The sequence below is a fragment of the Sphingomonas sp. GCM10030256 genome (assembly GCF_042666415.1).
Lineage (GTDB): Bacteria > Pseudomonadota > Alphaproteobacteria > Sphingomonadales > Sphingomonadaceae > Sphingomicrobium.
On sequence record NZ_JBHTDI010000001.1, the window covers coordinates 761,397 to 784,414 of the forward strand.

Consider the following 23,018-nt stretch of genomic DNA (forward strand, 5'->3'; position numbering starts at 1 on the left):
AATGGGTCGAAAGCGGACGTTGCTAGAACCTTCCCTGCTCCGCAGAGCGGAGTGGGGAAGGGGACCGCTCAGCCTTCAGGATGGGCGGTGGAGGGGCCGAACCGCTCAAGGTGGGTGCTGATTGCGGCGAGAGGATACTGGCGCGTGGACCACTCGGCTTTGCCGAGCGGTCCCTCTCCCCACCGCGCTGCGTGCGGCAAAGAGGTTCTTAGCCTACGCTCGCAGGACCAGCACCGGCCATTCGCCTGGGCCGCGCTCGACGAGGGTGAGGCCGCGGGTCGTGTAGGCCTCGGCGACCGCCTTTGCCTGCGTGTCGAGCAGGCCGGCGAGGACCAGTGTGCCGATCGGAGCCAGAGCTTTCACGAACGACTCCGCAAGCTCGATCAGCGGCCCTGCGAGGATGTTGGCGATGAGGAGGTCGTAGGGGGCTCGGGCGGTGAGGAGAGGGTGGTCCATGCCGTCGGCGACGGCGAGGAGGAGCTCGCCCGCGCCGTGTCCCAGCTTCACGCCGTTGATGGCGGCATTGTCGCGGGTGACGTCGATGCTGACGGGATCGATGTCGGTGGCGACGGACTTGGCTCGAGGCCAAAGCGCCATGGCGGCGAAGGCGAGGAGGCCGGTGCCGGTGCCGATGTCGGCGATGTTGCCGAAGCTGTTGCCCTCGCGCTCAAGCCGATCGAGCGCTTCGAGGCAGCCGGCGGTGGTGGCGTGCTGTCCGGTGCCGAAGGCGAGGCCGGCGTCGATCTCGAAATTGATCGCTTCCTCGGCCGGCGCATGGGTCGGGGTGTGAACGAAGAAGCGGCCCGCGCGGATCGGCTCGAGGCCGGACTGGCTGCGGGTGACCCAATCGTCTTCGCCCAGGCGCTCGGTGTGAGGCTCGCCGCTGGCGAGGCGGCGCAGGAGGGCGAGGTCGTCGGCCGTCGGCTCCGCTTCAAAATAGGCGTGGATCAGCCAGTCGTCGGGCCTGGCCGGGTCGGGTTCGTCGGCAACCAGAACGGGCGGGCTCTCGCGCTCCGCGAACGAGTCGTCCGCGTCGGGAAGTGCTTCGGCCTGGGCGCGGGTGCAGGCGAGGGTTACGCGGTAGCTCACCTGCCCGCCTCCTTTGCCAGCCGCTCATCGAGTTGCTTGGCCTTGGCGGCCGCATAGTTCCTGCAGCCTTCGGGGTCGAACAACGGCTGCTGGCCGGCCATTCGCTCCTTCATGGCGCTGGCGGAGGGGTGCGGGGTGAGGAGGATTTCGCAGCGGCTCGCGGCGACCTTGGCGATGGAACCCCGGTAGGCGGCAAGGTAAGGGGGGTAGTCGCTGAAGCGATAATCGTCGCGGCTGACCGGGGACAGGCTGTCGGCATAGACCATGGTCCGGCAGACCCCGCCATCGCAGCTTTCCCAGCGCCAGCTGAGCGCTCCGGCGGTGTGTCCCGGAGTGGCCAGGGCCGTGAGCATGAGGTTGCCCAGGCGGACCGTGTCTCCGTCCTTGACGATGCGGCCGGCCTGAGCGGCGGGAAACGGCTTGAACATTCCCGCCTGCGGGTCGTCGGGAGTGGCGGCGCCGGTTGCGAAGACCTTGGCGGCCACGGGCGAGGCGACCAGGGTGGCGCCGGTGAGCTGGACCAGCCGGGCAATTCCACCGACATGGTCCACATGCTCGTGGCTGTGCAGCAGATATTTCACGTCGCGGAGACGGAAGCCGAGGGCGCGGACGTTGGCGGCGACCAGCTCGGCGCCGTTCTCGGTGCCGGAGTCGATCAGGACGTGGCCGTCGCTGCCGGTGACCAGAATGGCGGAAATGCCGCAGGTGCCGACCAGATAGGTGTTGGCGTGAATGCGGACTGGTGGAGCGGGCTTGTTCCAGTCGGTCGAGTCGCCGCAGGTTCTGGCCCATTGCGGGCCGGAGCGCTCGATGGGAGCGCGGGGAAGTTCAACCTTTGGCGGGGCCTTGCCGAGCGGGACCGTGATCTGCTGCGCGGCGAGTGCGAGAAGGGCGAGGCTAGCGGACATAGCTGGCGCCGTTGACGTCGATCACCGCGCCGGTCGCGGAAGGAGGCGCGTCGGTCGCCAGCCAGCGGATGGTCTCGCCAACTTCGGCCGCGCTGGCGACACGGCCGAGCGGGATGTCCGCGAGAATCTTCTCGCCGCCGCGGCTGGCGAGATAATCTTCGGTCATTTCGGTCACCGTGAATCCGGGCGTGACCGCGAAGGCGAGGATGCCTTCCGCCGCATAGCCGCGGGCGATCGACTTGGTCATCGCGACCATGCCGCCCTTGGACGCCGCATAATGCCAGTGCGCGGGGGAGTCGCCGCGATATGCGGCGCGGCTGGCGACGTTGACGATCCGGCCGCCGGACTTGCGCTGCTGCCAGTGTTGAATGGCGAGGCGGCTGAGGTCGGCGGCGGACTGGAGGTTGACGGTCATGGTGCGCGCCCAGGCGGCGTGCCAGTCGTCGTCGCTGCCGGTCAGGTCGAACGGCTCGAACACGCCGGCATTGTTGATGAGCACGTCGATCTGACCGAGTTGGTCAAGTGCTGCGTCCCACAGCTGGCGGGGTGCTGCGGGGTCGCTGAAGTCGGCGGCGAGGAGGGTGGCGTCACCCTTGGTCGACTGGCCGGCGACGCGGTGGCCGGAGGATTCGAGCGCGGATCGGGCAGCGGCGCCGATGCCGCGGCTGGCGCCGGTGAGGAGGATATTCATGTCCACGCTCTAGCTGCTCCCCCAGAGTGGCGAAAGCCACTGCGGGGGAGGAGCTGGTTACGCCGCGAACCTCGACACGAACTCGCTGGTCGCGGTGCGGAAGTCGCTGATCTGTTCGGAGAATCGTCCGAAGCCCTGCTCGACCTGGTCGATGTCCCGGGCGACATTCTCGGTGTCGGAGCGGATCGCGGCGATGGTCGAACTCATCGAGTCGGCGGCGAGCGCTGTTTCATCGACGGCGGCGGTGATCATGGTGACGGTCTGTGCCTGGAGCTCCATCGCCTGGCGGATGCGGTCCGCGCTGGTCTGCACTTCCTCGACGGTGGTCTGGATCGAGCCGTTGGCGTCGACCGTCTGGCGGGTGGCCTGCTGGATGGCGGTGATCTTGGCGGTGATGTCGTCGGTGGCGCGGGCGGTCTGCGAAGCGAGGCTCTTCACCTCCTGCGCGACGACGGCGAAGCCGCGGCCGGCATCGCCCGCGCGCGCCGCCTCGATAGTGGCGTTGAGGGCGAGGAGGTTGGTCTGGGCGGCGATGTCGCGGATCAGGCTGAGGATCGACTCAATCGCCTCGACGTGGCCGGACAGGGCTTCGCTGACCTGCACCGCCTTGCACGCCTGGTCGCCGGCGCGGGTGGCGACGTCGGCGGCCACCTCGACTTCGGAGCGGGCGTCCTCGATGGCGCGAATCAGGCCGGCGGCGGTCTGGGCGGCTTCACGCATCGCGACGGCGGACTGTTCGGCGGCGGCGGCGACTTCGCTGGTCTTGCCCAGCATCCCGCGGGCGCTTTGCGACGTTGCGGCGGCCTGGGTGCGGAGCTGGTCGCTTTCGCCGGTGCAGCGCGAGACGACGCTCAGCACCTTGCGATTGAACTCGCCCGCCTGCTCGGCCTGGCGATGGTCGAGCTGGGTGCTGGTGAAGGCGACCGCATGGTGAACGAAGACGTCGATCTCCAGCGCTTCGACTTCGCTGAGGGTGCGGCACAGCGGTGGGATCGCGTCGGCATCGGCGACGATCTCCCGGATGGCGCGGAACGCGGCCTCGGTCTCCGCGGCCAGACCGGACAGAAGGGTTGAAAGGCTGACCTTGGCGGCGAGCGCGTCCTCGACATAGGTCCGGGCCGTATTGACCCACTCCGGGCTCCCGACGCGGGTGAACTTGTCGCGCAGGTAAGGCAGGATGCGTGCGCTCAGCTTTTCCAGCTGCTCGTCGGGAATGGACTCGCGGACCTCCGGCGAACGCCGATATCGCCGCCAGAATTCACGCGCGATCTCCATCTCGGCCTTGCCGATCAGCCGCCACAGGTCGGCCGAACGCTGGGGCAGGTCGCCACTGGTGTCGTACAGCGCCAGACCCCGCTCCAGATCGTAGCTCTGCGTCCCGCCCTGTCCTGCCGCCATGTCATCCTCTTCAAGCCAAAGTTCGTGAGGCGGCTATCGCAGCCAAGTGGTTAAAAGGGAGTTAGGGAGAAGCCGAGTGTCGTGCCTTGCCCAATCGGAGGCTGCGGCCTAATCGGCGTCAGCAATCGAACGCGCATCGGAAACCTGCATGGCTCGCAACACTTCACGGCCGCTGTCGCCGCATCTCACCATCTGGCGATGGGGGCCGCACATGCTGGTCTCGATCCTTCACCGCGCGACCGGAATGGCGCTGTCGATCGCCGGGCTGGCGCTGCTGACCTGGTGGCTGCTGGCCCTGTCCGGGCCGAGCGCAGGCTATGACGATTTCGCCTCGGCGGCCGGCCATCCGCTTGGGTTGCTGGTCCTGATTGGCCTGACCTGGGCGTTCTTCCAGCATACCCTGTCCGGCATCCGCCACCTGATCATGGACGTGGGCGCGGGCTTCGAACTCAAGACCAACAAGTCGATGGCGATCGCGACCATCGTCGGCTCCGCCCTCCTGACCGCAGGCCTGTGGGCCTATCTGCTGCTGAGCGACGCGAAATGACCGGTCCCAAGGACATCGGCGGCCACGACCGCTACAACGTGCCGGACGGCAAGACGGCGCTGGGTAAGGTCAAGGGTCTCGGCTCCGCCCACCATGGCGGCGACCACTGGATCCGCGAGCGCGTGTCGGCGGCGGCGCTTCTGCTGCTCGGGACCTGGTTCCTGGTCTCGCTGGTCCTGCTGCCCGACCTGCGCCAGGGGACGATCGTCGAATGGCTGCGCTCGCCGTTCGGGTTCGTTCCCATGGCCCTGTTCGTCTACCTCTCGTTCGAGCACAGCCTCGAAGGGGTGAAGGTGGTGATCGACGACTACCAGGGTGACGAGGGCGGTCGCATGATGTGGCACATCGTCAGCCTGTTCCTGCATGTCGGCGTCGGTGCGCTGGCGCTGTTCGCGCTGGCCCGGATCGCCTTCGGAGCTCAATCCTGATGCGTTCGACAACCTACCAGATCATCGATCATGTCTACGACGTGGTGGTCGTCGGCGCCGGCGGCGCGGGCCTCCGCGCAACCATGGGTTCGGCCGAAAAGGGCCTGAAGACCGCCTGCATCACCAAGGTCTTCCCGACCCGCAGTCACACGGTCGCGGCGCAGGGCGGAATCGCAGCCAGCCTCGGCAACATGGGCCCGGACCACTGGACCTGGCACATGTACGATACGGTCAAGGGCTCCGACTGGCTCGGCGACCAGGACGCGATCGAATATCTGACCCGCGAAGCTCCGGCGGCGGTCTACGAGCTTGAGCATTACGGCATGCCGTTCAGCCGCACCGACGACGGTCGCATCTACCAGCGCGCGTTCGGGGGCATGACCCAGAACATGGGCGAGGGCCCGGCCGCCCAGCGCACCTGCGCCGCCGCCGACCGGACTGGCCATGCGATGCTCCATACGCTGTACCAGCAGAGTCTGCGCTACGACGCCGACTTCTTCGTGGAGTATTTCGCGCTCGACCTGATCATGGTTGATGGCGAATGCCGCGGCGTGGTTGCGCTGTGCATGGACGATGGTTCGATCCATCGCTTCCGGGCGCAGGCGGTGGTCCTTGCGACCGGCGGCTATGGGCGCTGCTATTTCTCGGCGACGTCGGCGCATACCTGCACCGGCGACGGCAATGCGATGGTGCTTCGTGCCGGCCTGCCGCTGCAGGACATGGAGTTCGTCCAGTTCCACCCGACCGGCATCTACGGCGCGGGCGTGCTGATCACCGAAGGCGCGCGCGGCGAGGGCGGGTACCTCACCAACTCGGCCGGCGAGCGCTTCATGGAGCGTTACGCACCGAGCGCCAAGGATCTGGCCAGCCGCGACGTCGTGTCGCGCTCGATGGCGATGGAGATCCGCGAAGGACGGGGTGTCGGCAAGGAAGGCGACCACATCTTCCTTCACCTCGACCATATCGACCCGAAGATCCTGGCCGAGCGGCTCCCGGGCATCACCGAGACCGCGAAGATCTTCGCCGGCGTCGACCTGACCCGCGAGCCGATCCCGGTCACCCCGACCGTCCACTACAACATGGGCGGCATCCCGACGAACTATCATGGCGAAGTGGTGACGCTGCGCGACGGCAATCCGGACGCGGTGGTGCCCGGCCTGTTCGCGGTCGGCGAAGCCGCCTGCGTTTCGGTGCATGGCGCCAACCGCCTCGGCTCCAACAGCCTGATCGACCTTGTCGTGTTCGGCCGTGCCGCGGGCCATCGCCTGGGCGAAGTAGTGAAGGCAGGCGCCGCCCAGCCGGCGCTGCCGGAAGGCTCGGCCGACCTGTCGCTCCAGCGGCTCGACCGCTTCCGCCATGCCGACGGCGGCAGCTCGACATCCGAGATCCGGCTCGCGATGCAGAAGACGATGCAGGCCGACTGTGCCGTGTTCCGCACCGAGCGCAGCCTCGCCGAGGGGGTCGGCAAGATCGACGCGGTCTACAAGCGCATGGCGGACGTGAAGGTCACGGACCGCAGTCTGATCTGGAACACCGATCTGGTGGAAACGCTGGAGCTAGACAACATGCTCAGCCAGGCGGTGGTGACGATGCACTGCGCGGCCAACCGCAAGGAAAGCCGCGGCGCGCACATGCATGAGGACTATCCCAACCGCGACGATGCCGGCTGGATGAAGCACACTGTCGCCTGGGCGGACGGCTGGGGCGGTGAAGGCGGCAACGTGCGGATCGATTACCGCCCTGTCCACGAATATACGCTCACCGAGGACGTCCAGTACATCAAGCCCAAGGCACGGGTGTACTGAGCGACTGCTCAGCAACTCCTCATCGCTTGCTCATGACCGGGCGCGCCTGCACTGTCAGGCCTCCCGGCATGTGCAACGCAAGTGAGGACTGCCTGTGATCCGGATCGACGGCGAACGAACGCCTGCTTTCAAGCTTCTCATCACCATCCTGATCGGCGCGGCGCTGGCGATCCCGATCTTCATGGTCTGGTTCCTGGTCTACGACCGCGAATCGCAGTCCCGGCAGGCGCAGGCGTCGATCACCGCCGGTTGGGGCGGGCCGCAGGCGATTGCCGGGCCAGTGCTCGCCATCCCCTACCGGGCGACGGCGAGCGAAACGGTGATCGAGAACGGGCAAAGCGTGACCCGCAGCCGCGACGTCATCCGAGAGCTGACGCTGGCTCCCGAAGTCGTCCAACTGACCACCGCGATCAGCCCCGAACGCCGCCAGCGGTCGATCTACGAAGCGGTCGTCTACGACTCGCGGGTCAGCGGACAGGCCCGGTTCGCGCTTCCGCCGGACCTCGAGCGTTTTGGGCTGACCCAGGCCGACCTGCAGCTCGACCGGGCGGAGCTGCGCTTCTCGCTGAGCGATCCGCGCGGGCTTGGCGCCAATCCGCGAGTGACCGCGTTCGGCCGGCCGTTGCGGCTGCAGCCGGGCGGCGGGAGCAACGGCGGACGCGGCTTCTTCGCCTTTCTCGACTCCGCACAGCTCGCGGGCGGGGCAATCCCGGTGTCTTTCGCTTATGATTTCCGCGGCAACGGCGCGCTCGGGCTTGCACCGCAGGCGGGCGACACGCGCTGGACGGTGACCTCGCGGTGGCCGCACCCGTCGTTCGGCGGGTCGTTCCTGCCGGCCACGCGGCGCGTGGACGAGAAGGGGTTCAGCGCCTCCTACCGCATAGGCAACCTCGCGCTCGGACGGGCGCTGGTCACTACCGGTACGCCCGGCGCAGTCAGTGAGCCTCCCCCGCCGAGCACTCGCACCGAACCGCCACCACCGCCGGCTATGGCTGACCGGGGCCCCGTCCAGACGGCGGAGATCAGCCTGATCCAGCCGGTCGACCTCTACTCGCGGGTCAACCGGTCGGTGAAGTACGGCTTCCTGTTCGTCGGCTTCACCTTTCTTGCGCTGCTGATGTTCGACGTGATCGGCGGGGTGCGGGTGTCGCCGGTCGAATATCTGCTGATGGGCGCGGCGCTGGTGCTGTTCTTCGTGCTGCTGCTGGCCTTGGCGGAGGTGATCGGCTTCGCCGCGGCTTATGTGGTCGCGGCGGGAGCGATCGCGGGGCTCAACACCGCCTATGGGGCGGCGATCCTCAAGAGCTGGCGACGCGCTTACGCGATCGGAGGCCTGCTGATCGGGCTTTATGCGGTGCTCTATATCCTGCTCAGCCTGGAAGCCTTTTCGCTGCTGATCGGATCGCTTCTCCTGTTCGTCGCGCTGGCCGGGGTGATGTACGCAACCCGACGGATCGATTGGGGTCGCCGGAGTGACCCGGATGCACCCGCCGCCTGAGGCCGCAAGGGTAAGGGGCTGGTCGGGGGGAGCGGCTGCCGCTAAGCCGCTCCCCCTTATGACCGATCCAGTTCCTCCCGAGCGCATTTTCCCGTCGTCCAAGGTCGACGCGGAAGCCGCCAAGCACATCCCGTCGTCGCCGCAGACCGAGGATCCCGCCTACAAGCTGGCCTTCCAGGACAATGAGTTCCTGCTCCGCGAGGACCTGCGCCCGGTACGCTTCCAGCTCGAGCTGCTGAAGCCCGAACTGCTGCTGGACGAGCAGAAGATCGGTTCGACCTTCGTCTTCTACGGCTCCGCGCGGGTGCCCGAACCGGCCAAGGCCGATGCGTTGCTTGCAGCCGCGCAGACCGACAAGCAGCGGCTGATCGCGGAGCGGCTGAAGGCCAAGTCGCGCTACTATGATGTGGCGCGTGAATTGGCGCGAATTGCCAGCCGCGTGGATCGCGACGACGAAGGGCGCCGCCATTTCGTGGTCTGCTCCGGCGGCGGGCCGTCGTTCATGGAGGCGGCCAACCGCGGGGCGTGCGACGAGGGCGTGGATTCGATCGGCCTCAACATCGTGCTTCCGCACGAGCAATTGCCCAACCCTTATGTCACTCCGTCGCTAAGCTTCCAGTTCCACTATTTCGCGCTTCGCAAGATGCACTTCCTGCTGCGCGCGAGGGCGGTGGCGGTGTTCCCGGGCGGGTTCGGCACGTTCGACGAGATGTTCGAGCTCTTGACCCTGATCCAGACCGGCAAGGTCCGGCCGCTGCCGATCCTGCTGTACGGACGGGAGTTCTGGAACCGGGTGGTGAACTTCGAGGCGCTGGTCGAGGAGGGCGTGATCTCCGAGCGCGACCTGGACCTCATCACCTGGTGCGAAACGGCCGAGGAAGGCTGGGCAACCGTGTGCCGTTACTATGAAGAGGATCACCGCCTTCGCGTCGCCTCGTAATCGCGGATGTAGGTGTCGACCGGAACTGCGGCGATGGCGTCGCGGATTGCGGCCTCGCATAGGTCTTCGCGGCGTTTGAAGCGGAGGCAGCTCTTGCCCATGTCGAGCCGCTTGCCAGCGGCGGCGTAGGCCTGCTCAAACGCCCGGCTCCGCTGCGGCGAGAGATAAAGCCCCATCAGGTAGAGCGCGTTGTGATTCTTTTGCGCGGCCAGCGCGGCGAGCGCCAGCGGCTGCTTGTTGTAGGTGTCGGGGTATGTTTCGAGCGGAATGCTCCAGGTGATCATGCGGGGGGCGAACGATTCCCGATAACCGTCGGGAAGCGCCTGGTTCACGATCGCCCGGACCTGGGCGAGCAAGGCGCCGCGCTCCGGTTCCAGTCCGGCGATGAACTCGGCGATGGCGGCGTCTGCGCTGCTCACCGCCCGGCCCGCCTTACTGTTTCGGTGCGGGCGCTGCCGTGGTGCCGGGCGCGGTGACCTTTGGAGCGCCTTCGCCGCCGATGTTGGCGCGGCCGCCCTTTTGAGCCTCCTGCTCGGTCAGGACCGGTTCGTTCTCCGCCTTCTGAGCGCCCGCATCGTCGGCTTCGGCCGCCGACTTGTCTCCGGGGGCGCCTGGCGTGGAAGCGGTTGCGGCGGCTGCACCGGCGGCAGGCGCGGCCGGCAGCGGCAGCGGCGACGGGCTCTTGCTGTTGAGGAAAGCGATCACGTTGGCCCGGTCCTGCGGATTGGACAGGCCGGCGAAGGTCATCTTGGTGCCCGGCGCATATTTCTTCGGATTGGCCAGCCACTCGCTCATGGAATTCCAGTCCCAGCTTCCCGGAACGCCCTTGAGGGCTGGGGAATAGGCGAAGCCGGGAACATGGCCGTGCGGCTTGCCCATGGTGGCGTAGAGGTTCGGTCCGAGCCCGTTCGGCTGGCCTTGCTCCACGGTGTGGCAGGCCTGGCACTTCTTGAACACGTCGGCGCCCTTGGCCGGGTCGGCACTGGCGAGATAGAATTCGATCGGCTGTTCTGCCTCCCCACCTTCGCCTTCGGCCTCAACGCCCTCGATCGGATAGCCCATCTTCTCCGGACGCTCGCCGCGGAACACCTCGGCCGCGACAAGAGTCCCGCCGAGCGCGACGATGCCGGCGAACAGAACCCATCCCGCGGTGGTGTTGTGGCGATCGTTCATGGAGTTGGATGTCCGGACAAAAGGTGGAAAGCTGGCGCTCCTTTAAAGAGGAGGCGGGTGTTCTTCAAGCATCGAGCCAGTGCCGGATCAGGCTGTGCGCGATGGCGAATGGTGGGGGCGGCAGGAAGGCCGGATCGGCGTCGCCCGACAGTGCCGCGGCAACCTCGGCCCGGGTGAACCAGCGGGCATCGTCCAGCTCGGTGCGATCGATCGTCAGCTCGTCGCCTACCGCATGGGCAGTGCAGCCGATCATCAGCGACGACGGGAAAGGCCAGGGCTGGCTGGCGACATAGCGGACGTGCGTGACGGCGATCCCGGCTTCCTCGTGCAACTCCCGCGCGACGGCCGCTTCCAGCGTCTCGCCCACCTCGACGAAGCCGGCGAGCGCGGAATAGCGGCCGGGCGGGTACTGCGGCTGGCGGCCAAGGAGCAGGCGCCCGTCATGCTCCGCGAGCATGATCACAACTGGATCGACCCGCGGGAAATGTTCCGCTCCGCAGGCACCGCAGCGCCGCGACCAGCCGCCGCGCACGAGAGCGGTAGAGGCGCCGCAATTGGCGCAGAAGCGATGGCGGCGGTGCCAGTTGCCGAGGCTGAGCGCGGCGGCGAACAAGGGTGCGTCGTCGGGGTGGAGCAGGCCAAGGGCAGCGAACTGCGTGCGATAGTCATGCGGCGCGGCCGGGACAGTCGAAAAGCAGGGACCGCCGTCATCGAGGCCGAGGAACAGCGGATCGTCGGAAGGCGCGCGCCACTGCAGCCGGCCCGCCGGGTCCAGTTGCGGCAGCCCGTCCACCCACACGATGGCACGGGCGTCGGCCCGAGCGGCCAGATCCGCGATTGCCTGCGGATCGGCGCGGAGCAGATCGGCGCGGTCGATGCCGTTGCCGCTGAAGAAAGGTTCAGGCGGCAATCCGCGGCTCCTGCTCGGCCTGCAGGGCGGCGGCGACGGCCTTGCGGTACAGCGTCGGCAGGCCGGCCTTCTCAAGCGTGGCGAGCGGCTGCCACCAGCCATCGGGCTCCGAGTCTTCCGCGGCGACGACCTCAAGCTGGAGCGAGAAATGGGTGAAGTCGTGGCGGATCACGGCGATGGCATTCACTCGCCGCCTTTCGCCGGCCCATTCGCCGCCCGGAAGTGCCGCCATGCCGCCAAGCATCCCCTTGGGATCGCGGCGGACGAGGCGGATGTAGTCATCCTGGCGGCACCAGTAAGCGACTCCGAAACGGAGCGGACGGACGCGCTTTTCCGCCTTCGCCGGGAACGCTTCGGGGCAGCTGAGTTGCGCGGCGCGACAGTCGGCGCGAAGGGGGCAGATACCACACTGCGGCGCCTTGGGGCGGCAGATGGTGGCGCCGAGATCCATCATCGCCTGCGCGAAGTCGCCGCAGCCGCTGAGCGGCGTCAGTGCGTCGGCGCGTGGCGCGACCTCGGTCTTGTCCTTCAGCGCATGCAGGCGGGCCACGACCCGCTCGACATTGGTGTCGATCACCACCGCGCGCCGATCGAAGGCGATCGCGGCGATGGCGGCTGCGGTGTACGCGCCGACGCCGGGCAGCTTGCGAAGCTCGTCCTCTGTTTCCGGAAAGCCGCCTAACGCCGCGACTTGCCGGGCGCAGGCAATCAGGTTGCGGGCACGGGCGTAATAGCCAAGGCCGGCCCACTCGGCGAGGATGTCCTCGTCCGCCGCGGCGGCCAGCGCGCCGGCGGTCGGCCAGCGCTGTACGAAACGCTCGAAGCGGGGAGTGACTGCGGCAACCGTGGTCTGCTGCAGCATCACTTCCGACAGCCACACGCGATAGGGCTCCGGCGGCTGGCTGCCGGGCGGCGAGCGCCACGGCAGCTGCCGTGCATTGGCTCGATAATGGTCCAGCAGGCGATTTGCCGCATTGGCGTTCATGGGGCGCCTATGGCATGACCCGCCGCAATGTCGAAGCAGAAGCCAGCCGCTCAAGAGCCCAAGCGCCAAAACCGGGTCCGCTCCGCCGGCGAGATGGTCGGCGACATCGCCGGGCTGTCGTTCAAGCGGTTCGGCTTCGTCCAGGGCGCGATCGTCAGCCGGTGGACCGAGATCGTTGGTGAGCGCTACGCCCGGGTGTCGACGCCCGAATCGATCCGCTTTCCGGCCGGGCGCAAGGTTGGCGGTACGCTGACCCTGCTGGTCGAAGGCGCGCATGCGCCACTGCTGCAGCATCTGGCGCCGACCATCACCGAGCGGGTCAATCGCTTCTTCGGCTACCAGGCGGTGGCGAAGATCGCCTTTCGCCGGGGCGCTGCGGCCAAGAGCAGGCCGCGCCCGGCTCGGCCCGAGCCGGTTCCAGTGCCGACCGAACTAGGCGAGGGTCTGCGCGCAATCGCCGATCCGGGCCTCCGCGCCTGCCTCGAATCGCTCGCGTCCAGCCTGGCCGCGAGCAAGGGGCCGCCGCTGGTCGAGCGAGGTCCAATTCTTCCCAACCCGATCAACCGACCGGAGTAATCTTCACAATGACCAAACTCTCTCTGGCCGCTGCCGCGACCCTGATCGTGGCGCTTGGCGCCTGCAACGCGGAAGGTGGCAATGCCACCTCGACCGGTGCGCCCAATGTTGCGCCGGTGGCCGCGCCCAACGGGGGCGACTGGAGCAAGACGGTGTCCCAGACGCCCGAGGGCGGGGTGCTGATGGGCAATCCCGATGCCAAGGTGAAGCTGGTGGAATTCGGCTCGATGACCTGCTCCCACTGCGCGGAATTCTCCGAGGCGGGCATGCCCAAATTGGTCGACCAATACGTGAAGGCCGGCAACGTGTCGTTCGAGTTCCGCAACTTCGTGCGCGACCCGCTGGACATCACCATGGCGCTGGTCGCGCGCTGCGCCGGCGCGTCGCCGACCTTCTTCACGCTGACCGATGGCCTGTTCGCTGACCAGAAGGCGGTGTTCGAGCGCTACCAGGCGGTGCCGCAGGAGCAGCTTGCAGCATTGCAGGGGATGCAACCGGCTCAGCAGTTCGCGGCGATGGCCAAGTTCGCCAACCTGCAGGAATGGGCCGCCCAGCGGGGCGTGCCGTCGGCAAAGAGCTCGCAATGTCTTGCCAACCAGGCGGAGATCGATCGGCTGGTGCAGATGCAGAGCGATGCCGTCAGCCAGTATAACGTTCCGGGAACTCCGGCGTTCGTGATCAACGGCAAGCTGGTCGAGAATGCCGCGAACTGGGCCTCGCTGGAGCCCAAGATCAAGGAAGCGCTCGGCAGCTAGCCGGGCCTGAGTACCGGGGGGACGACAGACTTGCGCATCCGCCGGCTGAAACTCAGCGGCTTCAAGAGCTTCGTCGAGCCGGCGGAGCTGCGCATCGAGCCGGGGCTGACGGGGATCGTCGGCCCCAACGGCTGCGGCAAGTCCAACCTGCTCGAAGCCATCCGCTGGGTGATGGGCGAGGGCAGCCCCAAGTCGCTTCGCGGCGGGGGCATGGAAGACGTGATCTTCGCCGGCACCGCCACCCGTCCGCCGCGCGACTTCGCCGAAGTGTCGATGCTGCTTGAGGACGGCGGCAAGGGCGACGAGAGCGAGGTCACCCGCCGCATCGAACGCGGCGCCGGCTCCGCCTACCGGATCGACGGCCGCGACGTCCGGCAGAAGGACGTGTCACTGCTGTTCGCGGACGCGGCGACGGGGGCGCACTCGCCGGCGCTGGTCAGCCAGGGGCGGATCGGGGCGGTGATCGCCGCCAAGCCCGTCGAGCGGCGGCAGATGCTGGAGGAAGCGGCGGGCATCGCCGGCCTCCACGCCCGGCGCAAGGATGCGGAGAGCAAGCTCCGGGCGACCGAAACCAACCTTCAGCGGCTGGACGAAATCCTGACGGACCAGGAGGCACGGGCCGGCATGTTGCGGCGCCAGGCCCGCGCGGCGGAACGCTATCGCGCGCTGACCGAGCGGATCCGGCTCGCCGAGGGACGGCTGCTGTACAGCCGCTGGGCCGACGCGGATCGGCTGGCGAAGGCGGCCGCGGACGAGGCGATGGCGGCGGGGGAGGAGGTGGCGACCCTCCAGGCCAAGGCCGCGCAGGCGCGGGACGCCCAGGCCGCGGCGGCGAGCCACGTTGCCGACCGGCGCGCGGCGGCAGCACGGGCCCGGGAGGACAGCCAGGCACTGGCCCACCGGCTTGCCACCGGGCGGGCGCGGCTGGACAGTGTCCGGCGGCGGCTGGTCGAACTGGAGCGCTCGGCCCATCAGTTGGATGCGCAGCGGGCCCGCGAACAGGCGCTGCGGGAGGACGCCCTGGCGGCGCTGGCCGCACTGGAGGCGGAGCGCTCGGCGATCGAAACGCGGCTGGCGGACTCGGAAGCGCAGGGCGCCCGGATCGCGCGCAGCCTGAGCGAAGCGGAGGCCAAGTCGCGGGAGGTGGAAGCGGCGCTGGCGGGGCTGCTGGCACGCGAGGCTGCGCTGAAGGCCGAACGCAGCGTCGCCGAGGCTGCGCTTGCCGCGTCGCGGGCGCAGCAGGCGCGCACCGTTGCCGAGGCGCGGCGGCTGGACGAGCAGTTGCAGCAGCTCGGCGATGGCCGCGCCGAACGCTCGGCGATGGCAGAAGCGGCAGCGCGGCGGGGCCGGGCGCAACGGGAGCAGGTGACGGCCGAAGCGGCGCTGGCAGAGGCGGAGCAGGCGCGCGGCGCAGCGGCGGGCGAACGTGAGACTGCGGAGACGGAGGTCGCCACGGCAAGGGCCGCGCTGGCTGCGGCCCGGTCGGAACGAAGCGCTCTGGCGCAGGCGCTGGCCAAGTCAGACGGTACCGGCGTGCTCGGACAGGTGCGGGCGGCGGCAGGGTTCGAGCGCGCCCTGGCGGCTGCGCTTGGAGATGATCTGGGCGCGCCGGTTGCAACCGCGGGCGACCGTTACTGGGAGGGCAGCGAGGCGAGGGCGGACGATCCCCCGCTTGCGACTGGGTTGGCGGCGCTGTCCGAGCACGTCGAAGCGCCGCCCGAACTGAACCGCCGGTTGCGCCAGATCGGGGTGGTGGACGCCGACCAGGGCCAGCCGCTGGCGCTCGGGCAACGGCTGGTGACTCGTGACGGCAAGCTGCGGCGGTGGGACGGTTTCGTATCGCGAGGTTCGGGCGCAGCGGCGGCGGAGCAATTGCTGCGGCGGAACCGGCTGGTGGAGATCGAAGCGGCCATCCCCGCCCTTGAGGCTGCGTTGCGCGCAGCGGAGGAGCGACGCGATGCCGCGGCCGCGACCATGAATGCTGCACGAGTACGAGGCGAGGCGGCTCGCGAGGCGATCGTGATGGCCGAACGCTTTGCGCGGGATGCGGCCCGCGCCGAGGACAGTGCCGCCAACCTGCTCGATCGGCTGGAAGGGCAGAGGACCGCGCTGGAGGAGCGCCGTGCGGAGTTGCATCCGGTGGTGACGGCTGCGGCGGCGGCGGTCGCTCAGGCGGAGGGCGCGCTTGCCGGGTTGCCGGACGCCAGCCTGCTCGCCGACGGAATCGCCGCATCCCGCAAGGCTGCGGCGGACCGTGGCCAGGCGGTCGCGGAATGCCGTGCGGAAGCGGCGACTCGGGCGCGCGCCGCCGCGGCGGACCGTGAGCGGCACGCGGCGGCGGGCCGGGAGCAAGCGGCGTGGACCGAGCGGGCTGCGGCGGCGGCAAGGACCTTGGCCGATGCCGCTGGGCGCACCGAAGCGCTCGCCGCGGAGCAGGCGAGACTTGCGCGGGAACCCGACGAGCTTGCCCGCGGCATCGCCGAGCTGGAGGCCGAGAGCTGCCGAGCCGAGGGCCTCATCGCCGCCACCCTTGCCGCGGAGCGCGAGGCGGAAGGGGCGCTGGCCGAGCTTGGACAGGCGCTGTCCGCGGCGGGCGAGGCGCTGGCTGAAGCGCGCGAGCGCCGGGCTGGGGCCGACGCCCGCGCCGAGGCGCAGGTCAGCCGGCGGGTCGAGTATGGCAGCGTCTGCGGGGAAAAGTTCGAATGTCCGCCGCCTCTTCTTCCCGGCAAGCTGGGCTTTGCGGCCGACGAGCCCACCGAACCTGCCAAGGACTCCGCGTTGCTGGAGCGGCTGACCGCGGACCGCGAGCGGATCGGGCCGGTCAATCTCGTCGCTGAACAGGAACTGGCCGAGCTGGACGACAGCCGCACCCGAGGGGCGGCGGAGCGAGATGAATTACAGGAGGCGATCAACCGGCTGCGCGGCTCGATCGGCGCCTTGAACCGCGAGGGCCGGGTGCGGCTGCTGGAAGCCTACGAGCAGGTCGACCGTCATTTCCGGAGCCTGTTCACCACTCTGTTCGACGGTGGGCAGGCGCACCTGGAGCTGATCGAGAGCGACGACCCGCTTGAGGCGGGGCTGGAGATCATGGCGCAACCCCCGGGCAAGCGCCTGGCCGCGCTGACCCTGCTGTCCGGCGGTGAGCAGGCGCTGACCGCGGTGGCGCTGATCTTCGCGCTGTTCCTGACCAATCCGGCGCCGATCTGCGTGCTGGACGAGGTCGATGCGCCCTTGGACGATGCCAATGTCGAGCGGTTCTGCGACCTGCTCGCGCGGATGACCGCGGAGACCGACACGCGCTACCTGATCGTCACTCACAATGCCGTGACCATGAGCCGGATGCACCGGCTGTACGGAGTGACGATGATCGAGCGCGGTGTCAGCCGGCTGGTATCGGTCGATCTGGGCGACGCGGAGACCCTGCTGGCAGCGGAATAATCGATTGGAATTCCGCAAGCGATGAAGTTTGCCCATCACCTACTCACCCTTGTTGCGAACGACTAGCATTAGCAGTAGCAAGCCAGCGTCGAAACGATCGACCTGATGGGAGTTCAACAGTGCCTCATTCCGCTCGCGTCCTGCTCGGCGCAACGACCCTGTTCGTCTTCGCGCAGCCGGCGCTCGCCGCGGAGGAGGTCGCGGACTCCGGCGAGCAGACCATCGTCGTCACCGGCCAGCGTCCTGAATATGGAATCAAGGCGACCAGCACCGCGACAAAGACCGACACGCTGGTCCGCGACATTCCCCAAGCCATGTCGATCGTGTCCGAAGCGCAGATCGAAGACCAGTCGCTGCGTTCGATCGGCGACCTGCTGATGTTCGTGCCAGGCGCGACTCCCGGCACCGGGGAGAGCAACCGCGACCAGATCACCCTGCGCGGCAACAACACCACGGCCGACTTCTTCGTCGACGGGCTGCGCGACGACGCGCAATATTTCCGCGATTTCTACAATCTCGACCGGGTCGAGGTGCTCAAGGGCCCGAACGCGATGATCTTCGGCCGGGGCGGCGGGGGCGGTATCGTCAACCGGGTGACGAAGCGCGCGAGCTTCGGCAATCACCGGCAGGTGATCGTCAGCCACGACAGTGAAGGCGGTAACCGCGGGACGGCCGACCTGGACTTTGCGCTCGGTGGCCCCCTCGGCGTGCGGATCAACAGCGTGTGGGAAGATGCCGACAGCTTCCGCCGGGACACCCGCCTCAAGCGCTACGGCATCAATCCGACGCTTGGCGTGGCGATCGGCCGGGCCACGCGGATCGATGTCGGCTACGAATATTTCCACGATCGCCGCACCACCGACCGCGGGGTGCCTTCGCTCGACGGCAAGCCGTTGAAGGGGTTCGACCGTACCTTCTTTGGCGATCCGGACGACAGTTTCTCGGACGCCGACGTGCAGATCGGCAGCCTGGCCGTCGAACACGGCTTCAGTGACGCGCTGACGCTCCGTCACCGCACGCTGCTGGCGAACTATGACAAGTTCTACCAGAACATCTATCCAAACAGCGCAGTGACGGGGCAGGGCGGTCAGCCCGGTCTCAACCTCGGCGCCTACAACAGCCGCAACGACCGTCGGAACCTGCTCAGCCAGACCGATCTCGTCTGGACTGGCAGCCTAGCCGGCATCGACCAGACCTGGCTGGTGGGCGTGGAGCTTGGCCGGCAGACCAGCCGCAACCAGCGCTTGAGCGGAGCGATCGCAGGCGGCAACCGAATCACGCTCGCCGATCCGACGGTGGACCGCGGCGTAGTCTATGTCCGTGCCGCGAGCGATGCCGACAACCGGACCCGCACCACGGTCGCGGCCGGCTATGTCCAGACGCAGGTTCGTCCCTCCGATTTCGTCGAGATCGTTGCAGGGCTGCGCTTCGATCGCTTTCGCCTGAGCGTCGACGATGAGCGCGCGGGTGTGGCCACCGTCGGCCGCACGGACGAGCTGGTGTCGCCGCGCCTGGGCTTGATCGTGAAGCCGCGCCGCAACCTGTCGCTGTATGGCAGCTACAGCCGCTCCTACCTGCCGCAGGCGGGCGATCAGTTCAGCGGCCTGACGCCGGTGCTCGGCGAACTCAAGCCGGAGCGGTTCGACAATCTCGAGCTTGGCGCCAAGTGGGAACCGCTCGCGGGATTGCTTGCCACTGCGGCCATCTATCAGCTCGATCGCAGCAACAGCCGGGTCGGCGATCCGGCGCGGCCCGGCTTCTTCCTGCTCTCTGGCGAGCAGCGCACTCGCGGCCTGGAGCTTGGCTTGGAGCGCAGCATCAATGCGCGGTGGCAGGTGTCTGCAGGCTATGCGCTACAGGATGCCGAAGTGACCAAAGCGACCACGGCCTGCCCCAGCGGCGACTGTGAAGTGCCGGCTGTGCCGCGGCATAGCGGATCCCTGTGGACCAAGTATCAGCTGAGCAAGCCGTGGGCACTGGGGCTGGGCGTCCTCGCGAGATCGAAGAGCTACGCATCGATCAGCAATGCAGTGGAGCTGCCCGGCTATGCGCGGGTGGACGGCGCGGCCTATTACCGGGTGACCGCCGGGATCGAGGCGCAGCTCAACGTCGAGAATCTGTTCGGCGTCGATTATTTCCCGACCGCGCACAACGACAATAATATCGCGCCGGGTGCGCCGCGGACGGCCCGCCTGACCTTGCGCGCGGATTTCTAAATCTACTGCCCCGGCCTACGCCGGGGTACTCAGTTCTTCCGACCGTGCCTTGATCCGTTTCAGGTCGCTGACGAACCGCGTGCGCTCCTCGGCCCGGCGGTCCTCTTCGGGGATGCGCAGCAGGAAACTGGGGTGCACCGTCACCCAGCACTCGCTCCCGTCGGCAAGGATCAGCGGCGCTTCGCGCGCGCGGCTGATGGTCAGAGTCTTGCCAGTCAGCGAGCGTGCCGCGGTGGCGCCAAGCGCGACGGTCAGCGATGGCTTGATCAGTGCGCGTTCCTGTTCCTGCCACCAGCGGCACGCCTCGATCTCGCCGGCATCGGGCTTGCTGTGGATACGCCGCTTGCCGCGCTGCTCGAACTTGAAGTGCTTGACGGCATTGGTGACGTAGGTCTGGCTCCGGTCGATGCCGGCCTGTTCCAGCGAGGAGTTGAATAGCTGTCCGGCGGGGCCGACGAACGGCCGCCCGGCCAGATCCTCCTGGTCGCCCGGCTGCTCCCCAACGAACAGGATTCGGGCGTCCAGCGGGCCTTCGCCGAACACGGTCTGGGTGCCGCACTTGTACAGCTCGCAGCGGGTACAGGAGCGCGCGTCCGTCATCAGGGCTTCCCACGCAGCGCGCAGATTGCCGCCGGGCTCCAGCCGCCGTTCGGCTGCAATCGCGGCGTCCATGCCGTCCTTCCCGGCGCTACGGTCAATCATCTCCAGCTCCCGTGCCCGCGCTCCGGCGATCAGGGGCGCAACGAGCGAGGTTTCCGGCATGTTGCGCCAATATTTCCTGGGCATCTCCTTGGTCATCGCCTTCACCTTGAGCCGGGCCGGGTTGAAGATGGAGGCGTAATAGGTCTTCCATGTCTCCTCGAGCGGATCGCCATCGGGGGCATCGGCGCGGATGGCGCCGGGTCCCTCGGTGACAACCTCACCGTCCCAGTGGATCGACAGCTCGGGCGTCAGGATCGACCAGCGCATGTTTGCGAAGCGGCGCACAAAGAAGCCGGCCTCGCGGCGGACGATGTGGTGGTCGGGCTCGAACCATGCGATGAAGCGTGTGCCCCCATCCTCCTCCGCCACTTCGCGGAAGCGGACAAAGGCGTGCATCTTGTGCGCGTCGCGGCGGACTTCCTTGGCCAGGCGCTCCAGCCGGTCGACCAAGGGGTCGGCCCGGTCCTCGAGCGCCTGCCGATTGGTCCGGAGCTTCCACAGCAAGGCGTAGAGCAGGGCGAAACGCTCCGGGTCGGAATGACAGACCACGGCCTTGGCGAGATCGACGAAGGGACGGGGAACGGAGAAGCTTGGTGCGAGGTCGGGCTTCGGAGCCTCGCCGGCGAACAGGTCGCCGTCGCTCCCCTCGACCGTCCACACCACCCGCGCGGGCTCGACCCCGGCGTCGGCAAGGTTGCGAGCCGACTCGCGCCAGCCTTCGAAGTCGTCCGCGCCGGATACAGTAATCCGCACTGGGTCGGTCTGCGGCGGCGAGGCCATCAGGCGGCGAACAGCTCCAGCTGCTCGGTCTTGCGGTGCACCAAGCTCTTGAGGTCGGCCCGATCGGTCAGCAGTGTCGGACGCCAGTCGCTCGTGACGATGAACGGGCGCACCTTAGTGATGCTGACCGTCAGCCGGGCGACATCGTCGAGGGTGAAGGTGCGGAAGCGGCGGGACTTCAGGATGCGGTCGACTGCCTTGGTCCCGAGCCCCGGAACGCGAAGCAATTGCTCGCGGCCAGCGCGGTTGACGTCGACCGGGAAGTGCTCGCGAAACTTCAAAGCCCAGGCGAGTTTGGGGTCGATATCGAGCGGCAACATGCCGCTCTCGTCCGCAGCACTGACCACTTCGGCCGGCTTGAAGCCGTAGAAGCGCATCAGCCAATCAGACTGGTAAAGCCGATGCTCGCGCAACAGCGGCGGGCGCTGCAGCGGCAGCACCGCGCTGGCATCCGGAATCGGGGAGAAGGCGGAATAGTACACGCGACGGAGCGAGAAGCGGTCGTACAGGGTCGACGCCTTGCGGACGATGTCGCCGTCGGTGGCCGCGTCGGCGCCGACGATCATCTGCGTCGATTGGCCCCCCGGAGCGAAAAGGGGAGCGCTCTTGTACTTCTTCCTCGCGTCCTTGCCGTCCTCGATCGCGCCCTTCATGTCGCGCATCGCCCCCTCAATCCGCGGTGCGCTTTTTTCCGGCGCAAGGCGCTGCAGCCCCGGCTCGGTGGGAAGCTCGACGTTGATCGACACCCGGTCGGCATGGAGCCCGGCCTGGCGCACCAATTCGGGGTCCGCATCGGGGATGGTCTTGAGGTGAATGTAGCCACGAAAGTCGTGATCTTCGCGCAGGGAGCGGGCGACCTCGACCAGCTGCTCCATCGTGTAGTTGGATGAGCGAATGATGCCGGAGGAGAGGAACAGGCCCTCGATATAGTTGCGCTTGTAAAAGGCGAGTGTGAGCTGAACCACTTCCTGTGCCGTGAATCGGGCGCGACGGACGTTGGAGCTCTTGCGATTGATGCAATAATGACAGTCGAAGATGCAGCTGTTGGTCAGCAGGATCTTGAGCAGGCTGATGCAGCGGCCGTCGGGCGCGTAGGCGTGGCAAATACCCATGCCCTCGCTTGAACCCACGCCCTTGCCGTTGCGGCTGTCCCGTTTCGATGTTCCCGACGAAGCGCAGGACGCATCATATTTTGCCGCATCCGCGAGGATCGCCAACTTCTCGCGGGTGTCGAGCTGCGCCATCTGTTCGATATATGTTCCTGGAGCGCCTAAGTCCAGCTTTCAAGCGTTTTCCGGCGCTTAGCTCAGACCGGCAGCTTCGACCGGGCCTTGCTCGCGAGGCCATCCACAGGCACGTCGTGGATCACGCGGTACCGAGCTTCCACCAGGCTGAACAGACCAAACATCAGCAGGCCGATGGCGACGAGCACATCCCAAGGGCTGGTCAGCCAGGTGAGCGCCTCGCTCATCCCGCCGGCTTCGCTCGACCGGTCCGCCAATCCCGCCTTGGCGAGGAAGAAGCCACTGATCAGGAACACGAGGCCGCGCGCCGAATAACCGGCGCGGCCGAGCCACTTGACCCACGGCTGGCGTGCAACCGACGAATCGAGCGTGTCGCAGAAGCTATCTTTGCTCGCCTTGACGAACTGGAACAGGCCGACCCCGACGAGGATCAATCCAGCCAGCAGCAGCATCAACTGGCCCCCGGGAAGACTGAGCGTGGTCTGCGCGCCTTCTTGCGCCGCGCCGCCGCTCTCCCCGGCTGAGCCCTGGATCAGCCTCACGGCCTGCCAGGCGAGGAACAGATGAACGAGGCCGCTGGCCGCGGCTCCGACCCGCTCGCGCAGGCCCCTGTTGCCGGGTTCATGCTGTTCCACGTTGAACGCGGCATCGCTGAGCCGCCAGATGCCGTACGCGACGAAGCCGGCGGCCATCAGGATCAGCAGCCACTTGCCCCCGCCCTGACCCAAATATTCCAGCGCTCCGCTGGGGTCCTCGGCGCGTCCGGCGCGGATCACCAGGAAAGCGATCACGATGTAGAGCAGCCCCCGGGCGGCAAAGCCCAGGCGGGTCAATGTGGTCAGGCGTGCGCTTGCGGCCATGGTCGTCCCCTTGTTCGTTCCGGTAACGGTTCGCCGGCTGGTCCGTTCCGCAGGCGAAACCTCTGCGGCGCCGCA

At 67.9% G+C, this 23,018-nt stretch carries 20 protein-coding genes; 9 read left to right on the forward strand and 11 right to left on the reverse strand.

The genetic code is table 11. The features are described 5' to 3' along the window. Positions 1-213 precede the first annotated feature (213 nt). Genes ACFQPG_RS03660 through ACFQPG_RS03675 form a run of 4 tightly spaced genes read right to left on the reverse strand, consistent with a single transcriptional unit; the run spans position 214 to position 4,086 of the window. On the reverse strand, positions 214-1,089 hold the full coding sequence (locus ACFQPG_RS03660) for a 50S ribosomal protein L11 methyltransferase (RefSeq protein ID WP_380810392.1): 876 nt from the start codon (positions 1,087-1,089) through the stop codon (positions 214-216). After that, complete coding sequence (gene bla / locus ACFQPG_RS03665) at positions 1,086-1,997, reverse strand: subclass B3 metallo-beta-lactamase (RefSeq protein ID WP_380810394.1); 912 nt, start codon at positions 1,995-1,997, stop codon at positions 1,086-1,088. Before bla ends, ACFQPG_RS03660 begins: the two co-directional genes overlap by 4 nt. Continuing rightward, positions 1,987-2,688 carry an SDR family NAD(P)-dependent oxidoreductase gene (locus ACFQPG_RS03670; protein ID WP_380810396.1) on the reverse strand — a complete coding sequence of 234 codons (702 nt, stop codon included), beginning with the start codon at positions 2,686-2,688 and terminating at the stop codon, positions 1,987-1,989. The genes bla and ACFQPG_RS03670 overlap by 11 nt, the downstream gene beginning before the upstream one ends. A gap of 57 nt (positions 2,689-2,745) precedes the next feature. Further along, a complete protein-coding gene (locus ACFQPG_RS03675) occupies positions 2,746-4,086 on the reverse strand; it encodes a methyl-accepting chemotaxis protein (RefSeq protein ID WP_380810398.1) in 1,341 nt (446 codons plus the stop codon). 148 nt (positions 4,087-4,234) lie between these two features. Here ACFQPG_RS03675 and sdhC point away from each other — a divergent pair, with 148 nt between their 5' ends. From sdhC to ACFQPG_RS03700, 5 genes are all read left to right on the forward strand, one after another. Beyond that, a complete protein-coding gene (gene sdhC / locus ACFQPG_RS03680) occupies positions 4,235-4,633 on the forward strand; it encodes a succinate dehydrogenase, cytochrome b556 subunit (RefSeq protein ID WP_380810400.1) in 399 nt (132 codons plus the stop codon). Then, positions 4,630-5,061 (forward strand): succinate dehydrogenase, hydrophobic membrane anchor protein, encoded by a 432-nt coding sequence (gene sdhD, locus ACFQPG_RS03685; RefSeq protein WP_380810401.1) that lies wholly within the window; start codon positions 4,630-4,632, stop codon positions 5,059-5,061. Before sdhC ends, sdhD begins: the two co-directional genes overlap by 4 nt. Continuing rightward, entirely contained in the window at positions 5,061-6,866 is a 1,806-nt protein-coding gene (gene sdhA / locus ACFQPG_RS03690) for a succinate dehydrogenase flavoprotein subunit (protein ID WP_380810402.1), read from the forward strand. The genes sdhD and sdhA overlap by 1 nt, the downstream gene beginning before the upstream one ends. Positions 6,867-6,960: 94 nt before the next feature. After that, the gene (creD, locus tag ACFQPG_RS03695) at positions 6,961-8,364 is read left to right on the forward strand and encodes a cell envelope integrity protein CreD (protein ID WP_380810404.1); all 1,404 of its coding nucleotides are present in this window, start codon (positions 6,961-6,963) and stop codon (positions 8,362-8,364) included. Positions 8,365-8,422: 58 nt separating this feature from the next. Further along, on the forward strand, positions 8,423-9,304 hold the full coding sequence (locus ACFQPG_RS03700) for an LOG family protein (RefSeq protein WP_380810406.1): 882 nt from the start codon (positions 8,423-8,425) through the stop codon (positions 9,302-9,304). Here ACFQPG_RS03700 and ACFQPG_RS03705 read toward each other — a convergent pair. The 4 genes from ACFQPG_RS03705 to ACFQPG_RS03720 form a co-directional block, all read right to left on the reverse strand. Continuing rightward, entirely contained in the window at positions 9,280-9,723 is a 444-nt protein-coding gene (locus tag ACFQPG_RS03705) for a DUF1801 domain-containing protein (RefSeq protein WP_380810408.1), read from the reverse strand. The genes ACFQPG_RS03700 and ACFQPG_RS03705 overlap by 25 nt on opposite strands. Positions 9,724-9,736: 13 nt before the next feature. Continuing rightward, complete coding sequence (locus ACFQPG_RS03710) at positions 9,737-10,477, reverse strand: c-type cytochrome (RefSeq protein ID WP_380810410.1); 741 nt, start codon at positions 10,475-10,477, stop codon at positions 9,737-9,739. Between the two features lie 64 nt (positions 10,478-10,541). Continuing rightward, on the reverse strand, positions 10,542-11,387 hold the full coding sequence (nudC, locus tag ACFQPG_RS03715; RefSeq protein WP_380810412.1) for an NAD(+) diphosphatase: 846 nt from the start codon (positions 11,385-11,387) through the stop codon (positions 10,542-10,544). Further along, the gene (locus tag ACFQPG_RS03720; RefSeq protein ID WP_380810414.1) at positions 11,377-12,372 is read right to left on the reverse strand and encodes an A/G-specific adenine glycosylase; all 996 of its coding nucleotides are present in this window, start codon (positions 12,370-12,372) and stop codon (positions 11,377-11,379) included. The genes nudC and ACFQPG_RS03720 overlap by 11 nt, the downstream gene beginning before the upstream one ends. Positions 12,373-12,399: 27 nt before the next feature. On the opposite strand from ACFQPG_RS03720, the gene ACFQPG_RS03725 reads away from it, so the two are divergent. The 4 genes from ACFQPG_RS03725 to ACFQPG_RS03740 all read left to right on the forward strand — a co-directional run bounded on the left by ACFQPG_RS03725 (position 12,400) and on the right by ACFQPG_RS03740 (position 19,357). Continuing rightward, positions 12,400-12,948, forward strand: coding sequence for a DUF721 domain-containing protein (locus tag ACFQPG_RS03725; protein WP_380810415.1), 549 nt, complete (start codon positions 12,400-12,402; stop codon positions 12,946-12,948). 8 nt (positions 12,949-12,956) lie between these two features. Then, positions 12,957-13,703: a DsbA family protein gene (locus ACFQPG_RS03730; protein ID WP_380810417.1), complete on the forward strand. Its 747-nt coding sequence runs from the start codon at positions 12,957-12,959 to the stop codon at positions 13,701-13,703. A 30-nt stretch (positions 13,704-13,733) separates the two neighbouring features. Continuing rightward, complete coding sequence (smc, locus tag ACFQPG_RS03735; RefSeq protein ID WP_380810419.1) at positions 13,734-17,141, forward strand: chromosome segregation protein SMC; 3,408 nt, start codon at positions 13,734-13,736, stop codon at positions 17,139-17,141. Positions 17,142-17,260: 119 nt separating this feature from the next. After that, positions 17,261-19,357, forward strand: coding sequence for a TonB-dependent receptor (locus ACFQPG_RS03740; protein ID WP_380810421.1), 2,097 nt, complete (start codon positions 17,261-17,263; stop codon positions 19,355-19,357). Positions 19,358-19,372: 15 nt separating this feature from the next. Here the strand turns inward: ACFQPG_RS03740 and ACFQPG_RS03745 are convergent, their stop codons facing one another. The 3 genes from ACFQPG_RS03745 to ACFQPG_RS03755 all read right to left on the reverse strand — a co-directional run bounded on the left by ACFQPG_RS03745 (position 19,373) and on the right by ACFQPG_RS03755 (position 22,943). Continuing rightward, positions 19,373-20,839 (reverse strand): UdgX family uracil-DNA binding protein, encoded by a 1,467-nt coding sequence (locus ACFQPG_RS03745; RefSeq protein ID WP_380810422.1) that lies wholly within the window; start codon positions 20,837-20,839, stop codon positions 19,373-19,375. Beyond that, a complete protein-coding gene (locus ACFQPG_RS03750) occupies positions 20,839-22,083 on the reverse strand; it encodes a putative DNA modification/repair radical SAM protein (protein WP_380810423.1) in 1,245 nt (414 codons plus the stop codon). The genes ACFQPG_RS03745 and ACFQPG_RS03750 overlap by 1 nt, the downstream gene beginning before the upstream one ends. 62 nt (positions 22,084-22,145) lie before the next feature. Then, positions 22,146-22,943 carry a DUF1206 domain-containing protein gene (locus tag ACFQPG_RS03755; protein WP_380810424.1) on the reverse strand — a complete coding sequence of 266 codons (798 nt, stop codon included), beginning with the start codon at positions 22,941-22,943 and terminating at the stop codon, positions 22,146-22,148. Positions 22,944-23,018 lie beyond the last annotated feature (75 nt).